General features: G+C 47.7%; 6 protein-coding genes. 1 reads left to right on the top strand and 5 read right to left on the bottom strand.

The features are described 5' to 3' along the window. Nucleotides 1–19: 19 nt before the first annotated feature. Nucleotides 20–7,693: an S-layer homology domain-containing protein gene (locus SK066_RS18925; protein ID WP_320542641.1), complete on the top strand. Its 7,674-nt coding sequence runs from the start codon at nucleotides 20–22 to the stop codon at nucleotides 7,691–7,693. Between the two features lie 223 nt (nucleotides 7,694–7,916). On the opposite strand, the gene SK066_RS18920 is transcribed toward SK066_RS18925, so the two are convergent. Genes SK066_RS18920 through SK066_RS18900 form a run of 5 tightly spaced genes read right to left on the bottom strand, consistent with a single transcriptional unit; the run spans nucleotide 7,917 to nucleotide 18,189 of the window. Continuing rightward, entirely contained in the window at nucleotides 7,917–11,381 is a 3,465-nt protein-coding gene (locus SK066_RS18920; protein WP_320542640.1) for a glycoside hydrolase family 2 TIM barrel-domain containing protein, read from the bottom strand. A gap of 8 nt (nucleotides 11,382–11,389) precedes the next feature. Beyond that, nucleotides 11,390–12,694, bottom strand: coding sequence for a glycoside hydrolase family 125 protein (locus tag SK066_RS18915; protein WP_320542639.1), 1,305 nt, complete (start codon nucleotides 12,692–12,694; stop codon nucleotides 11,390–11,392). Nucleotides 12,695–12,697: 3 nt separating this feature from the next. Next, nucleotides 12,698–16,252 carry an alpha-mannosidase gene (locus SK066_RS18910; RefSeq protein WP_320542638.1) on the bottom strand — a complete coding sequence of 1,185 codons (3,555 nt, stop codon included), beginning with the start codon at nucleotides 16,250–16,252 and terminating at the stop codon, nucleotides 12,698–12,700. Between the two features lie 18 nt (nucleotides 16,253–16,270). Continuing rightward, nucleotides 16,271–17,236, bottom strand: a complete 966-nt coding sequence (locus SK066_RS18905) for a carbohydrate kinase family protein (RefSeq protein WP_320542637.1) — start codon at nucleotides 17,234–17,236, stop codon at nucleotides 16,271–16,273. Nucleotides 17,237–17,289: 53 nt separating this feature from the next. Further along, a complete protein-coding gene (locus SK066_RS18900; protein ID WP_188773375.1) occupies nucleotides 17,290–18,189 on the bottom strand; it encodes a carbohydrate ABC transporter permease in 900 nt (299 codons plus the stop codon). Nucleotides 18,190–18,240: the final 51 nt, after the last annotated feature.

Genomic DNA, 18,240 nt, shown 5'->3' with positions numbered 1-18,240 from the left:
AGAATAAAGGGGCAACATAATGGCAAAGAGAAAGAAATTACGTTTAGCAAAATGGGAGCAAACGACAAAAGCGATCAGCGTCAGCTTGACGATCTTGCAGCTTGGAAATATGTCTATTCCGATGGTGACGAACTATGCGCATGCAGCAGAGGTATTAACAGAGCAGGAGCAGAGTGAAGGAGCTACAAGTACGAATACGGTTAGTGATAACGTATATACGATGGCAGTTACGGATACAATACCACCTACAGCTGAATTTAACTACAGCAAGTACAATGATGGGTTTTTACGTTTGCAGTTTAGTGAAGCAGTACGATTAAATACAGGCACACTAGAGGTTCGCGATAAGACGAATTCATCTCGAGTTATGACACATATTGAAGTATCGAATGGACAAATTGTAAACGGCAATGAGAACTTGCGCAGCTCTGATCATTCTACATGGAATGATCTATATATGTTGTCACTCTCGAATTTGAGAGAAGGCGGTACATATGCTGTACATATATCTTCTGGTATGTTTACAGACATAGACGGCAACTCTTATAATGGTACCCCGCAAGACGGATGGGATTTCCAGTTTACAGATAATGGTCAACAGGCTACATTCTCGTTGTTATCTCCAAGAGAAGGCGATATACCGATTAATTCGCCATTGACCATTGGCTTTAACAAAAAGATGAAGCTAGGTCAGCAGGGTGAAATTAAGATTCATAGCTTTGATCCATCGATGCGTGAACAAACGCTAACGATTCGTGATGGAGAATTATTGTCTGGAGTAAGCTCTACCTGGTTAAGCGATCAGGAGGTCCAGAGATTCAGTGGAGCATCCTCCATCGTACAAATCACCCCTCCATCTCAGCTAGATTATGACACCAGTTATTATGTTACCTTTACCTCGGGAGCCTTTGTTGATAGTACTGGGAGAGGTACGAGCGGTAAAACAATTGCTTATAGCTGGATGTTCCATACGATTAAAGATCCGGTCGCTCCTACGGATGATTTTAGCTATTCCGATACCGGGAATTTCTTGCGGCTACAATTTAGTAAACCCGTGCGGCTGAATACAGGCACAATAGAAGTATGGGATGAAACGAAGCAAACTAAGGTGTTTATACATGCTGAAGTATTGAGCGGGCAGGTGAAAGAGTTTGGACATGGCTTGCACAGCTCGAACTATTCCACGTGGGATGATCTATTTGTATTGCCAATGTATGATTCGAGAGAAGATCATAGCTATTCATTACATGTATCCTCTGGCACGTTTGTAGATGAGGCGGGAAATCCATATGCTGGAACATCTAAGGAAGGCTGGCATTTCAATATTATAGATACAGGTCAGGATCCATTATTCGGAATATTGACTGGACAAAAAGGCACACCAGCCCATCCAACGATAAAGCTGAAGTTTGATAAAAAAGTAACAATGAGTCAACAGGGAGAAATTCGGATTTACGAAATGGGTCATTCTACACCGAGTCAGCGCTTAATCATTCACAATGGACAACTGTCAGGAGCTACTTCAGTCTGGTTAAGTTCTGAAGAAGCTGAGGCAATTAGTGGCATGGCCTCTTTATTAGAAATTTCTCCACAATCAGCCCTGAAATTCAATACGGAGTACGGTGTCTCGTTTACATCAGGCGCTTTCGTTGATAAATGGAATAGAGGTACCTATAGTGTAAACGATCAGTATCCTTGGCTAATTCGTCCTATGTTCGATTCGATCCCAACTCAAATGACCTTTGACCTGAAAGACGATTACAGCAAACCGGAGTACGCATCGGGCACGGAGGGGTATTTGCGATTTAATGAAGATGTCCATCTGCAAACGGGGCAACTGGAAATCTGGGATGAGACTGATCCATCTCGAGTCAAAATGTATGTGAAGGTTGTAGATGGTAAAGTCGTATTCGACAATGCGTCGTATAACTATTACTCACAACCTGGAGCGTACAGTGTACGAGGAATGAACGGGCAAACATCGACAGATGTGTTTAAGCTCTTCACAGTGAATCTGGAGGATGGTCATACGTATTCCTTGCATATTAGCTCCGGCATGTTTGCCGATACGGAGGGGAATCTGTATCCAGGAACATCACCGGAAGGCTGGAGCTTCCATGTGACAGATAATGGGATGCGTGCGAATTATGGGTTACACCAGCTGGAGGGAGAAGCGCTGCGTCCACCGCTTCAGGTGCGATTTACTAAACCAATGAAGCTGGGGCAGGACGGAGAACTTCGGATTTATGAATACGGGCACGACGAAACACCTGTCCAGCGTTTGACCATTCATGATGGTCAGCTATCTGGAGCAAGCTATACATGGTTAAGTCCGGAAGAGGCAGCGAAGCTGAGCGGGATGGCCTCGGTATTCAATTTTGTGCCCCAGCAGGAGCTGAAGTATAAACAACATTATTATGTTAGCTTCACTTCTGGAGCCTTTATCGACAATTGGGGAAGACCCATTAAAGGTTCGGGTTATGGAGACGGCCGGGACTTTACAACGGTAGCGGATTCGGTTGCACCGACGATGACCTTTGATCTGAAAGACGATTACAGCAAATTGGAGTACGCATCCGGCACGGAGGGCTATTTGCGATTTAATGAAGATGTCCATTTGCAAACGGGGCAACTGGAAATCTGGGATGAGACCGATCCATCTCGAGTCAAAATGTATGTGAAGGTTGTAGATGGTAAAGTCGTATTCGACAATGCGTCGTATAACTATAACTGGTACCCTGGAGCGTACAGTGTACGAGGAATGAACGGGCAAACATCGACAGATGTGTTTAAGCTCTTCACAGTGAATCTGGAGGATGGCCATACGTATTCCTTGCATATTAGCTCCGGCATGTTTGCCGATACGGAGGGGAATCTGTATCCAGGAACATCACCGGAAGGCTGGAGCTTCCATGTGACAGATAATGGGATGCGTGCGAATTATGGGTTACACCAGCTGGAGGGAGAAGCGCTGCGTCCGCCGCTTCAGGTACGATTTACTAAACCAATGAAGCTGGGGCAGGACGGAGAACTTCGGATTTATGAATACGGGCACGACGAAACACCCGTACAGCGTTTGACCATTCATGATGGTCAGCTATCCGGAGCAAGCTATACATGGTTAAGTCCGGAAGAGGCAGCGAAGCTGAGCGGGATGGCCTCGGTATTCAATTTTGTGCCCCAGCAGGAGCTGAAGTATAAACAACATTATTATGTTAGCTTCACTTCTGGAGCCTTTATCGACAATTGGGGAAGACCGATTAAAAGCTCGGATTATGGAGACGGCTGGGACTTTACAACGGTAGCGGATTCGGTTGCACCGACGATGACCTTTGATCTGAAAGACGATTACAGTAAATTGGAGTATGCATCGGGCACAGAGGGCTATTTGCGATTTAATGAAGATGTCCATCTGCAAACGGGACAACTGGAAATCTGGGATGAGACAGACCCATCTCGATACAAAATGTATGTGACGGTTGTAGATGGTAAAGTCGTATTTGACAATGCGTCGTATAACTATAACTGGTACCCTGGAGCATACAGTATCCAAAGCATGGATGGTCAGCCCTCTACAGATAAATTCAAATTATTCATGATCAAACTAGAAGATAGTCATACGTATTCCTTGCACATTAGCTCTGGCATGTTTGCGGATACAGATGGAAATCTGTATCAGGGAACATCACCAGAAGGCTGGAGCTTTCATGTGACGGATAATGGCATGCGTAGTGACTATTCAATAACTCCACTAGAAGATAGACAACCGCTACGTCCATCGGTTCAGGTGCAATTTTATAAACCGATGAAGTTGGGACAAAACGGCGAAATTCAGATTTATGACCGTGAGAATTTACAAACACCAGTTCAGCGACTGACGATTCGAGATGGACATTTATCCGGAGCAAGCTATACATGGTTAAGTCCAGAAGAAGCCGCTAAGCTAAGTGGAGTGCCGTCTGTATTCAATTTTGCACCGCAGCAGGAGCTAAAGTATAACAGGGATTATTATATTACCTTTACCTCGGGTGCGTTTATTGATAACTGGGGTAGAGGGATCGAAGCTTCTCATGTAGGCGGAACGCTTGATTTTACAACGATTTCACCGAAGATAACAGTGGAGATGAAAGATGATTATGGAGTAGCTCCTAACGCATGGAGTGAGGCATACTTACGATTTAGCGAAAAAGTAAGCTTGAACACGGGACAATTGGAAATTTGGGATGAGACGGATCCATCGCAACCGATCACCTATATGAAGGCAGTGGACGGAAAAATAGTATCCAATAACGCCTTAGGAGGCCGATATTATTGGACGAGTGGTATTACAAGCTTACAAGGAATGGGCGGTTGGGAGCCGAATAATGTATATCAATTATTCACATCGAAGCTGCGAGATAATCATACGTATTCGTTGCATATGACCTCCGGTATGTTTGCTGATGTAGAAGGGCATTTATATCAGGAAACACCGCCAGAAGGTTGGAGCTTCCATGTGACGGATAATGGGATGAATAGTGACTATTGGGTGACTCCACCCCAAGGAAGACAGCCTCTACGTCCAGCCATTCAAGTGAAGTTTGAGAAAGAGATGAAGCTAGGACAAAACGGGGAAATTCAGATTTATGAATACAATAATTTCACAACGCCAACTCAGCGTTTCGTGATCCATGATGGTCAGTTGTCGGGAGCAAGCTATACATGGTTAAGCTCGGAAGAAGCGGCGAAGCTCAGTGGTATGGCTTCGGTAGTGAATCTGATCCCGCAACAGGATCTGAAATACAACACGAATTATTACATCACCTTCACGTCAGGAGCATTTATAGACAAGTGGGGTCGAGGGATTGAAGCTCATTCAAGTACAGGATTTAATTTTGGAACGGTAGCGGATTCGGTTGCACCGACGATGACCTTTGACCTGAAAGATGATTACAGCAAATCGGAGTACGCATCGGGCACAGAGGGCTATTTGCGATTTAATGAAGATGTCCATTTGCAAACGGGACAACTGGAAATCTGGGATGAGACTGATCCATCTCGAGTCAAAATGTATGTGAAGGTTGTAGATGGTAAAGTCGTATTCGACAATGCGTCGTATAACTATTACTCACAACCTGGAGCGTACAGTGTACGAGGCATGAACGGGCAAACATCGACAGATGTGTTTAAGCTCTTCACAGTGAATCTGGAGGATGGTCATACGTATTCCTTGCATATTAGCTCCGGCATGTTTGCCGATACGGAGGGGAATCTGTATCCAGGAACATCACCGGAAGGCTGGAGCTTCCATGTGACAGATAATGGGATGCGTGCGAATTATGGGTTACACCAGCTGGAGGGAGAAGCGCTGCGTCCACCGCTTCAGGTACGATTTACTAAACCAATGAAGCTGGGGCAGGACGGAGAACTTCGGATTTATGAATACGGGCACGACGAAACACCCGTACAGCGTTTGACCATTCATGATGGTCAGCTATCTGGAGCAAGCTATACATGGTTAAGTCCGGAAGAGTCAGCGAAGCTGAGCGGGATGGCCTCGGTATTCAATTTTGTGCCCCAGCAGGAGCTGAAGTATAAACAACATTATTATGTTAGCTTCACTTCTGGAGCCTTTATCGACAATTGGGGAAGACCGATTAAAAGCTCGGATTATGGAGACGGCTGGGACTTTACAACGGTAGCGGATTCGGTTGCACCGACGATGACGTTCGACTACAGCCAAAATAGTGGAGGCTGGCTGCGTTTTGATGAACTGGTGAAGGTAGGCAAAGGAACGATAGAAGTATGGGACGAAACGGATCATTCCAAAGTAGTCGCACATATCGAAGCGTCGAGCGGACAACTGGTGGTTACAGATCATGCTAATTTGAGCTATACAGACAATTATAATTTCAGCAGTCTGTATAATCTAACCATTGCCAACATTCAAAAAGATCATAAGTATTCTGTGCATATTTCATCTGGAATGTTTGTTGACATGGATGATAATCGTTATGTTGGTACAGTAGGAGAGGAATGGAGTTTCCGTGTAGCAGATACAAGTAAGCCAAAAGTATATGGTGTCAATATAGAGCGAATAGAGGGATATGGAACTCCGCTGCGTCCTAAGCTTACAATTTATTTCAATAAAAATATGCAGTTAGGTCAGCGAGGAGAAATTGAAATCTATAACGCTGAAAACCCAGAGCATGGAGAATACCTTGTAATTCACGACGGTCAGCTGTCTGGAGCAAGCTATACATGGTTGAGTGGTGGTTCTGCGATTCAGGTCACTCCTCAGCATAATTTAGAAGAAGATGATCTGTACTATATTACCGTAACGTCAGGAGCCTTTGTGGATCATATGGGGCAAATAAGTGATGGTTCAATGGAGCCATTCCGATGGATATTCCGAACTGTCGATCTGACTGCGCCAAAAATGACGTTCGACTACAGCCAAAACAGTGGAGGCTGGCTTCGTTTTGACGAGCTAGTGAAGATAGACAAAGGGACGATAGAGGTATGGGACGATACAGATCAATCTAAAGTGATTGCGCATATCGAAGCGTCTAGCGGGCAACTGGTGGTTGCAGATCATGCTAATTTAAGTCATACCGAAGACTACAGCATGCAAGATTTGTACCATTTAACGATTTCAAATCTACAGGCAGGTCATACGTATTCTGTGCATGTGTCATCTGGAATGTTCTCAGATTTAGCTAATAATGGCGCTACAGCAACCGACTCTACAGGCTGGAGCTTCCGAACTGTACAATCCAGCAAGCCAGATGACGATAAAAAGCCTTCTACAACCAGTCCATCTACTGGTGGTGGAGGCACAGGTGGTTCTTCTACACCTCCAACGACAACGCCACAACCAGGCTCAACGACCGACACACCAGCTGGTAGCAATCCACCAGCTTCCAACACTGGAAACGATAAGCCAACGCCGCCAGCATCGAACGCGTCTATGCTGACTACGCCGCAGCTTGCATCATCCGGTACAGTGAGCTTGCCAGCACCAGTAGCACCAACAGCGAATACATTTGTCCATTATTATGATGCCAAATGGGATAAATGGATTGCCGTTCCGACAACGAGTGATGGCACGACGCTGAAAGCAGATGTTCCAGCGGGTTCATGGACATCGGTCATCAATAGCGAGCAGGCGGTGAAGCCTGCTGATGTAGTGAAGAGCTGGGCAGTCGCGCCAGTTATGAAGCTGATGAGTCTTGGTATTGTGCAGGGAGATACGCAGGGGAATTACAATCCAAAGCAGGCAATTAATCGCTACGAAATGGCTGTTATTTTAGCGAAAACATTGCGCCTGGATGTGAATGCTCCGTCACAGGGTTCACCAGCCTCCTCAGCGAATACTCCTGATTGGGCACAGCCTTATGTACAGGCTGTAGTGAGTCAGGGTATCATGACAGGCAATAGTGACAGCTTCAACGGTAACGGTCAGGTGACACGAGAACAGCTGGCTACATTGATTGGGCGTATGCTGCCAGATTCCGTAACTACAGGCACGCCGGCAACCAATGTCACATTCAAGGACGCTTCGAAAATGTCGACCTGGGCAGTTCAGGGTATTGCGAAGGTACAGGCACTTGGATTGATGAAGGGCTATGACGATCAGAACTTCCGTCCTAAGCAGGCAGTAACACGTGAGGAAATGGCGGCAGTTATTGCGAAAGTGGTGGATATGCTGTAATTGGTTATTTTAGAGTAATGTTCTGCATCCTCAAAAGCTAGTAACTAAAAACAATTGAAGCAGTACAAGAAATAATGGCAACTAGCATCGGAAAAAGAAAAGCGTCAACACCTGTACTTAAATGGTGTTGACGCTTTTTGTTATTACTAGATTATACTGATCCGAAAGAGATTGCGAATTACCATTTATCCGAACCCGAACCCGAACCCGAACTAAAATCGAACTACTTACCTACCCAACCATCCTCCAGCACCATCGGAACAATATCCAGCTCATACTGGAATTCCTTCTCCTGCAACCGATACGCTTCTGCCAATTCCGGTCCACATGAGTTCGAGCCAACCCCACTCATTTTATAATCTACATGCAAATACGTCTCGGCACGCGGCTGTAGCTTATACGTGTGCGTGGCTGCGGTTAGATCAGCTGGCGTATAATGTGACGCGTTAAACGAAAAGCGCTTCGGCGCGCTCACATACAGACCCACACCCAGCGAATTGGTAATCGTCAGCCAGCTCGTATCGGTACGTGAACCATTTTCCTGCGGTACGACATAATTGTAAAATAAATCGTCCACCGTACAGCGATACCGACCCAAGCGTGTACTATGGTGCTTATCCACATAGCTCTCATGCGGTCCACGTCCAAAGTACGTCACATGCTCCATCCCCATCTTGAGCGGCAACAACAATCCAAAGCGCGGCAGAAATGGTGCTGTTTCTAACACATTAGCATGCAGCTTGAGTTGAATGAGCCCACTACGATGTATGATCCACTGTGCTTCGCCACGAACAAGGGGATATTGAGCGATTGCACCGAGTGAGAAGGAGGTAGTGATCTGAATCGTGTCCTCTTCCTGCTCGCTCCAGGTGGAAGCATATGTTTTCGTATGCAATCGATCCATTCCGATATCTCGCCATTTTTCCTCGATATTCATGTCATTGCTGATCGGCGCGCGCCACACGGCAAAGGAGGATGGCGCATCCAACAATAACGTGTCCTGACGCTGTAGCTGTTGCCATACGCCTTCGACCAGATCGTATTCGTAGCGGAAGCGATCTCCAGTAATATGAAGCACACCCTGATGTTCTGTTACAGTTAGCGGTTGTGCATGGATCAGTGCAGTGGAAGTCGAAGTCGTATCTCTCCCAGAATGATCCGTAACGTCAGCTACCTTCATTCCATCCAGCGTAAATTGGAAAAAGGCAATCTCATACCCTGTATCTGCCCAGGCTGTGCTGCCACGTTGACGTAGACGGAACGTTACATAGCTGTTTTGCCCTAATGTATGGGCTGCTCTGTTGGAGCTTGGCGAGCGATCTGAAATGGCAAAGCGTGTCCGGGCTACAGACTCAGCAGGCAATGTCCAGTCCAGCAACGCAGAATCATGCGGAGCAATCGTCGGTAGCTCTATTTGTCCCTGTGCTAGCAATATGCCCTCGTCCTCTACAATCCAGTCGAGTAGCAGATGATCTAGATGGATAAAGTCGTATCGATTGTGTATACGCAAGGATAAAGTGGAATCGAGATCATCCTCACCGTCCTGTTGAGACTGGAGATCCTGCTCCATCCATACCGGAGCCATAATCTGCTTGAGCTCCAGTAATCCGGGATGTGGCTTGCGATCCGGAGAAACTAATCCATCGATGCAAAAGGAGCCATCATTCGGTGTATCGCCAAAATCGCCACCGTACGCATAATAGATGCGTCCCAGCGCATCCTGTTGCTGAATCCCATGATCTGCCCATTCCCATACACAGCCGCCCATTAATAGCGGTTGAGCATAGATCGCATCCCAATAGGCTTTCAGATCGCCCGGGCCATTGCCCATCGCATGGCTATATTCGCAAAGGAATAACGGTTTGTGGCTATCTGGATGAATAGCATATTCCGTTATTTCTACGGGCGAGGAATACATACGACTTTCCACATCCAGCACCGAGGTATCGGGATGACCCTTGTATCCGGGTGCTGCGCCCTCATAATGAACGGGACGCGAATCGTCATGTTCCCTTGTCCAGCGTGCCATCGTGATATGGTTGCGATCATAGCCAGATTCATTGCCCATCGACCACATAATTACCGAGCTAAAGTTCTTGTCGCGCTCGACTAGCCGCACAGCGCGATCGACAAAAGCCTGCTCCCAATCTGGATTAGCGGATAGCTGGTGAAAGGCACCGGGGCCAAAGCTTTCTGGAATTCCGATACCATGACACTCCAGATCCGCTTCATCGATTACATAAAATCCGTACCGATCACATAGCTCTAAAAAGCGTGGGTCGTTCGGATAATGTGCTGTACGCACGGTATTGATATTATGCCGCTTCATGAGCAATAGATCGTCGATCATATGCTCCAGTGGTACCGTATGTCCCAGCACCGGATGTGTATCGTGGCGATTCACACCCTTGAGCTTGATCGGCTGCCTGTTGATCATGAACACACCCTGTTCACTGATCGTCACTTCTCGCAGACCAATCGCAAAATGCAGCACCTCACCAGCCGCCTCAATATACAAATGATATAGCTCCGGTGTCTCCGCATTCCACAGAACAGGATTATTCCAGCTCAGCTGTATGTTTACGGCTTCCGTCAAATCATTGGCAGCTTGCTGTGTATGCGCAACGATCGTACCATCTGGCGCAAGCACCATGAACTTGATTGGCAGGGCGAGCTCGGATACACTTTCTCCAGAACCAGAACCAGAACCAGAACCAGAACCAGAACCAGAACCAGAACCAGAACCAGAACCAGAAGCTGGGGAGGCGAGCTGTGCAGAAGCAGCATCTGAATCGGAGGTTACATCTGTAGCTGGATTGATCGCTTCGGCAAAGGAATGACTTAACGCATCCAGTGCCCCAGCATGGTAGGCAATATGCTCATAATCCAGCTCGATTTGCAAAGTAGCCGCTGTATAATCTCCTGTCGCAGCGCGAGTGAGCGTCTGCTTCACAAACACATCACGTATATGACTTGAAGCACGACTCAGCAGATACACATCGCGGAAAATTCCGTTATACCGCCACATGTCCTGATCCTCCAGATAGGAGCCATCGCACCATTTGAGTACCAGTACCGCCATCTGATTCATGCCTGATTTGAGATACGGCGTAAGGCGGAATTCCGCTGGCACACGGCTGCCCTGACTATAGCCGACGAATGCACCATTTACCCATACATAGGCACACGATAGCACACCTTCAAATACGACATACGTTTCCCGTGCTTGCCAGTCATCCGGTAGCTCGAATTCACGCACATAAGCACCTGCGGGGTTACGAGTCGGAATATGTGGTGGATCGCAAGGGAAAGGATAGTTCAGATTCGTATAATGCTGTTGATCATATCCATGACGCTGCCAGCAGGAGGGCACGGTCAGTGTATTCCATGCATCGCTAGCAGGTGATATCATTTTGTCAGCACCAGCACCAGCACCAGCACCAGCACCAGCACCAGCACCAGCACCAGCACCAGCAGTCTGCCAGAATTCAGATTCTACCTGACGAACGGAATCATAATAACGGAATTGCCAGTCTCCATTGAGTGAACGGTAAAAGGGAGAACGGTTGCGTTTTCCTGAGTTGGCAGCCTGCTGATCTGCATAAGGAATATAATAGGCACGCGCAGGCTCACGATTCATATGCAGTACATCGAGCTGTTGATGAAAATTCGGAATGAAAAAGGTCATAAGCGGGTCTATTCCTCCTTGTCACATCGTTCAACGAAACGAATAACGAATTCAGCGAATATACTATTCGACCAGGCAAACCATGGCCTTGTATATTGCGCTGGATCATCTTTGTGAAAGCCTTCGTGCATCAAGCCTGTACCGTCGTGTGTCGTAGACAGCCAGTGGAGCAGCTGCTTCATTTCTTCAGGATCAGTGGACGTTAAGCCTTGCATCGATAGCGCAATATGCCAGATATACGATGGCGGTGTATGCGGACTGCCGATTCCACTAGCAGCTGTGCCGGTAAAATAATACGGATTATCCTCACTCAAAATAAAACGGCGTGTATTTTGATAGACAGCGTCATCTGCGTCGCGATAGCCGAGATACGGAATCGATAGCAGGCTCGGTACATTGGCATCGTCCATCAGATGATGATTGCCCTGGCCGTCTGTTTCGTACGCGTAGATTTTACCATAAGTTGGATGCAGTACTGTGCCATAATGCTCAATGCCGAATTCGATTTCTTCCTGTAGCCTCTGCGCGCGTGCCATCAGGCGTTCATCGTTATAGATTTCGCGCGCAATCTCTGCCATATAGCCAAGCACCACGACAGCGAACATATTCGACGGGATCAAATAGCCGAATGTACACGCATCATCACTTGGACGGAAGCCAGACCAGGTCATACCGGTATAGGAGGTCGGCATGCCGCGTCCCTCATTTCGCAGTGTATCAGACGGTGGGCAATGCTCACGGATAAAGTGATACGGCGAGCGTTCATCATGCCGCTGCTCAACGATCCATAGATCGATAATGCGGTGCATCGTCTGATAAAAGCTCGTATCAAACAAATCCGTTCGCCCGGTATGCCGCCAGAACAGATAGCTTAATTGAATCGGATAGCAGAGGGAGTCGATCTCATATTTTCGTTCCCAGATCCACGGCGTCAGCTCTGTCAGATCCTCATCATAACGAGCATCATTCGGCTCAGGATTGAACGCATTGGCATATGGATCAAGGCTAATACAAAATAACTGCCTGCGAATCAGTCCAGCAATACGCTCACTCAGCTCCGTATCCTCCGCAGCCAGTGGCAAATAATGCCGCACCTGTGCTGCCGAATCTCGTAACCACATTGCCGGGATATCGCCAGTAATGACGAAGGAGCTTCCATCCTCCATCACACGAATTGTCGTTTCATACGTACTGGCATAACAGCCGCGGAACATTCGTTGTACATCGGGAAAATCCTCTAGCTGCTGCTCTATCCGCTGTACATATTGCTCCATCGCTGGCGTGAGTGTGAGCGGTGTATCGATTAGCGTCATCGTCTACACCTCCTGTACTGTAATCAGGAGGGTACGCAGCTCATATGGCGTGATCGTAATCTCAATCGGACCAAGCTGTGCTTCACCAATCGGCTCCTCCATCAGACTACATTCCTGCCATGAAACGATGTTCAGATCACTTTCAATCGCTAGCGGTGTACGCATCCCGCCATATTCATGAATCCGTAAAATAATCGAGCTTGAATCCTCCGCTTTTTTGATCGCATCTGCGATTACATGCTCTGCGGAGAAGCGGAACAGGGAAAAGGCGGCTTGATTGCAGCTTGATACTAGATTTGACGTCGAGTTACGGGTGACTGATTGCTCTTGAATCAAGGCTTGCTCCGCCGGAATGGTCACAGCTGGCGCATTCAACTGCCATGCTTCCTGTACGGTGCCGCCATCCAGCCAATCTCCACCATGCGGATAGAGTGAATAGGTGAAGTGATGCTGTCCGTAATCTGCCATCGGATCGGGATGAATGGCTGATTTGAGCAGGGACAGACGCATCGTATGATCCTTGATATCATAGCCATATTTGCAATCGTTCAGCAGACTGACGCCATAGCTACGCTCCGACAGATCCGCCCACTGATGCCCAACACTTTCAAAGCGTGCCCAATCCCAGCTCGTATTCCAGTGCGTCGGACGCTTCACATTGCCAAACTGAATATCATACGTGGCTTCAGTCGCGCGAATTTGCACTGGAAAGGCAACTTTAAGCAGCTTCTGCCGTTCCTTCCAATCGACATCCGTTACAAAGTCAATGCGGCGGCTCGTTGTGTAAACGATCATTTGCTGTACAATCCGTGTATCCTCATAGCCCCAGACGAATTCTACGATCGCGCGCAGTGCGCCGGATTCAACCAGTCTTACACTGCTTAGCGCGGTAATCTCGTCCATACGCTCCCCATAAAAAATATCAATATCCCACGCATCAAAATTCATCGGCTTATCTTCAAACAGCTGTAGTACATTGCCACGTTCCCCTGTAGCCAGCACCTCGCGGTGATATTGTCGATCCGTAATACGTGTCAGCTGTCCGTTATCATTCCATTCCAGCTCATAATGAGGAGTCATCAGCTTACCCTCTGCATAGTGGAAAAATACCTCTGCTGCCTTCGCATCCATCGGCGCATCTATACTGGCATTCACATTGGTATTGGGAGTTGCATGTGCAGTCCCATCGATAGCTGCACTCGTAGATGCGTCTATGCTGTCGTCAGCTGTGGTTGCTTCAGACGTTGTCGCTGTCGACTCCGCGTAATGAATGGTGCTCCAGCCAAGAGCAGGAACCGTAGTAGCCTGTACAAGCCAGCCATCTGCTGTTTGCTGCGCAGATAAGGGTTGACCTGTCTGATCACTCCATACATAGTTCCCTTGTGCACATTGGTTCAACGGAATATGGACGAGTGGAGTGAGCGACCACGAAGAGCTGTTCAGCACAGTCAGCTCGCCCGATGTGGTTGGGTGAGCATGAGTAACAGCGTCAGCAGTATGAGCTTCGCGCCCACCAGCCACTATGGACATATCTTGTTTAGAAGCAAGATTAGCAACTGTGTTATCGTACCCGTTATGATCGGTATCACTTGGAGTCTTTTCATCGATCATCGACTGTGTGTTGCTTACGCTTGACTTCGTTCCTGTTGCTGCTACATTTTCTTGCGAGCGAAGGGAGGAGGACAACGCAGCTATGGGTAATGTTGCACCAGCTGCTGTTGCCCATGCATTGCGCCCAATCCGTTCGGCTTCGGCATATTCGATCGTACTATCCTCATACACCTCAGCAATCGATGAACCCGGAATAATATCATGGAATTGATTACGCAAAATAATTTTCCAGCCTTCTTCTAGTTCACTTGCCGGATAAGCTGACCAATCGCCTGTGACCGCTGCACGCAATGTATGCAGCCATTCCGTTTCACGATAGAGCAGCTCCAATCGGCGGTTCAATAGCTTGTTGTACGCCTGACTTGTATACGTACCGCGATGATATTCCAGATATAGCTCGCCATCCCACGTATGCACATAGCTATCGGTGTGCTGGAACGTCTGCTGTAAACGTACAAAATAATCATCAGCACGTCCGCTTTTGACTGCTGGAATCCCCGGAATGCGATCCAGCTGACGACGCAGCTCTAGCATTTCGCGTGTCACCCCACCGCCACCATCACCGAATCCGTAGGCGATCAGCATATTCTGGTTCGCTTCCTTGTCCTGATAGCTATTCCATACACCCTGCACCGTATCTGCCTTCACATGACCGTTGTACGTATAATAGAAGGAATTGCCACCTTCCCAGTCATCCGGTGTCGTAATAAAATGGGTCAGCACCTCCGAACCGTCCATGCCGCGCCAGCGGAAAGTATCGCGTGGCATCCGGTTCACCTGATTCCAGCTAATCTTCGTCGTCATAAACGTATCAAAGCCTGATTTACGTAAAATTTGCGGTAATGCCCAGCTATAGCCGAACACATCGGGCAGCCATAAATAACGGCTCGCCACACCAAATTCCTGTTTGAAAAAGCGTGTGCCAAGCAAGAACTGACGCACCAGTGATTCACCAGAGGTCAGATTGCAATCCGCTTCCACCCACATCCCGCCGCCAGCTTCCCAGCGACCCTCGGCAATGCGTTCTTTGATCCGCTCGTATAGCTCAGGGTAGTCATTTTTGATATATTCATACAATTGCGGCTGAGTTTGTAGGAAAATATAATCGGGATCATGCTCCATCAGGCGTAGCACAGTAGAGAAGGAGCGTGCCGCCTTTTCGCGTGTATGCTTTAATCGCCATAGCCATGCTACATCGATATGGGTATGTCCTACAGTCGTCACGAGCACCGGATGCTCCTGCTTGATCTCCTCCAGCCTGATATTGAGATGATCATCCGCTTCAGCTACTGACGTATAAAAAGCGTCCGAGCCAGGCACAGACCAATCCAGCTTGAGTAATGTCTGATTCAACAGCTTGGTGAGCAGAGATTTTTCATACGTGGATTCGGGTAAAATCGCGATCGTTTGCAGGATCGCTTTGGACGTATAATAGAGCCGATCGGTCGCATGATCTAACCAGCCGATCCGCGAATCACGAATCGTATGCGTTGCCTCACGTGGCACGCCGCCACCCTCCAAGCCTGACCAGAGGCGAAAATCGAGCTTGGCTTCGCCGGTATAAGCAGCAGGCAGAATCATCTCGATATGATTGCTGTCCACACCCTGATACGGATGCTCATTCCAATACGCAAGCGCCTCAAAGCCTACATTGTTTCCATCCTCCGTCGTACCAAAGTCAAATAGGCCGACCACTGTGCGATCCGCCCATTTTGCCGGAATGGAGATACAGGCAGAGAGCCACAAGTAGCGATCTCTGCCTGTCCAGGTTTCTCCTTTTTTCATTGTGTACGCAGCGCTATCCGCTTCTTTATGCTGCGGATAGACGCCATTCTTGCCTGCCTTATCTTCTAATGCTTCGAATTGTTCGATCGGAAATGGTTCTCGATAACGCAGTGGGCCAAGCTGTTCCATCCGCTTTTTTAATTTCTCCTCTGTAAAAAACATGAAGCTCCTCCTCTGTCATCAGGCAATAACTTCCCAGTCGTCGACTACTTGTGTGGAATGATTTTGAATAAAGGCTGCTACGCCTGCATGATCAGGAATCCCGGTATTGCCGCCATAGGCAGATACAGATAGTGCGCCGCACGCATTGCCATATTGCAGGCATTCGCCAGCTGGCTTGCCGGTCAATACACCGTACATATAGCCTGCATTAAAGCTATCACCTGCGCCTGTCGTATCGACCGCAGTGACTGTATAGGCAGAACGATACGTCTGCTGACCGTTCTGGATCGACACGGCACCACGGGAGCCCATTTTTACAACCAGATGGGAAGACTGCTTCGACATGAGCGCAATCGCCTGACGAATATCAGAGCAATCGGAGTAATGGAGCGCCTCCAGCTCATTCAGGAAAAATACATCCACCTCGCGCATAATCTCGAAAATACCGCTGTACCATTCACCAGTATCGTCCCAGCCCACGTCAAATGAGATCGTTGTGCCAAAGCTTTTGATTTTACGAATCATCGCTAGATAAGCATCGTGATTACGACTACCCTGATAGCCTGTCATATGCACATGACGACCGTACTTCATACTATTTTCGTGCAGGTCTTCCATTCGCACCTCGCTATTAGAGCCCATGTACGTAATAAAGGAGCGGTCTTGCTCAGGATTAAGGGCAATGGAGATGCCCGTATTATTATGCTGACTTTGCCGGATATAGGTCGTATCGATATTCAGCTCACTGAACTCATCCAGAATGAACTGTCCATAATAATCCTGTCCCAGCACACCGTTAAAGGCGACTTTTAAGCCCAGCTTGGCGACTGCCATCGAGAATAATGCTGCGCCGCCGCCGATATGCACGAGCATATTGCTTACAAATACTTCTTGTCCCGGTTCAGGTAAATGGTCGCTTCCCGCCACAATCAGATCGATATTGGCATCACCGATGGAGACGACATCATATTGTTTGTTATCCAATGAACATCCCCCATTTAAGTTAAAGGCATGACGTGCTCAAATTTGGACTGGAATCAGCCTTTTACTGAACCGACCATAATGCCCTGTACAAAATATTTCTGAATAAACGGATAAATGCTAGCAATCGGTACAATCGAGATGATGACCATCGCCATCTTCATCGATTCGCTCGTTACCGTGCTCGATGCGCTCATCATCGCGTTCATCGACAGATTTTTACGCATTGCTTCTGCGGCAGTCAGCATCTGCTGGAGCACGGTTTGCAGTGGACGTAGCTTCTCATCGGTCACATAAAAGGCACCGGAGAACCAGTCATTCCAGTGCATGACCCCGTTGAACAGGCAGATTACCGAGAGCACTGGCATACTGAGTGGAAAATAAATGCGGAATAGCACCTGAAAATCATGTGCACCATCGATCTTCGCGGATTCCTCCATACTTGGATCGATCGATTGGAAAAATGTACGGACAAGAATCAGATTCCATGCGCTATACAGAGTAGGGATAATGTACACCCAGATCGTATTGTTCAGGTGGAACATTTTCAGCACCATGAAAAAGGGAATAATCCCGCCGTTGAACAGCATCGTGAAGACGATAAACATACTCGCAATACCAACGCCCGGCAGATTACGATTTTTCAGTGCAAAGGCAGCCATTGCGGTTAGTAATACACTTACCGCCGTACCGACAATCGTACGGAAAAGGGTCACTTCCAAACCGTTAATCACAGCTGGATTTTTGAACACTTCGATATAGTTGGACACGCTGAATATCCGCGGCCAGAAAGCGATTCCGCCGAGTGAAGCATCTTTACCATCATTGAAGGACAGCGCCAGAATGTTAACGAGTGGCAGCAAAATAATAATCGATAATGACGCAAGCAGAATGTAGTTGACAATCGTTGCGATGCGTTCGTTAAGAGGCGTTTTGCCTACAGCATGTTGATCCATCCGTATAACCTCCGTTTCCTGTCCATATACCGGAGCGAGTCAAGCTCGCTC

It is taken from the genome of Paenibacillus hunanensis, from assembly GCF_034055775.1.
GTDB lineage: Bacteria > Bacillota > Bacilli > Paenibacillales > Paenibacillaceae > Saccharibacillus > Saccharibacillus hunanensis.
The sequence above is the reverse complement of the archived record's forward strand: the minus strand, read 5'-3'. Positions and strand labels throughout refer to the sequence as shown.

Excerpts from the sequence above, each read along its gene's own strand:
- SK066_RS18920 (WP_320542640.1), bottom strand. The coding sequence starts at position 11,381 with ATGACCTTTTTCATTCCGAATTTTCATCAACAGCTCGATGTACTGCAT.
- SK066_RS18900 (WP_188773375.1), bottom strand. The coding sequence starts at position 18,189 with ATGGATCAACATGCTGTAGGCAAAACGCCTCTTAACGAACGCATCGCA.
- SK066_RS18910 (WP_320542638.1), bottom strand. The coding sequence starts at position 16,252 with ATGTTTTTTACAGAGGAGAAATTAAAAAAGCGGATGGAACAGCTTGGC.
- SK066_RS18925 (WP_320542641.1), top strand. The coding sequence starts at position 20 with ATGGCAAAGAGAAAGAAATTACGTTTAGCAAAATGGGAGCAAACGACA.
- SK066_RS18915 (WP_320542639.1), bottom strand. The coding sequence starts at position 12,694 with ATGACGCTAATCGATACACCGCTCACACTCACGCCAGCGATGGAGCAA.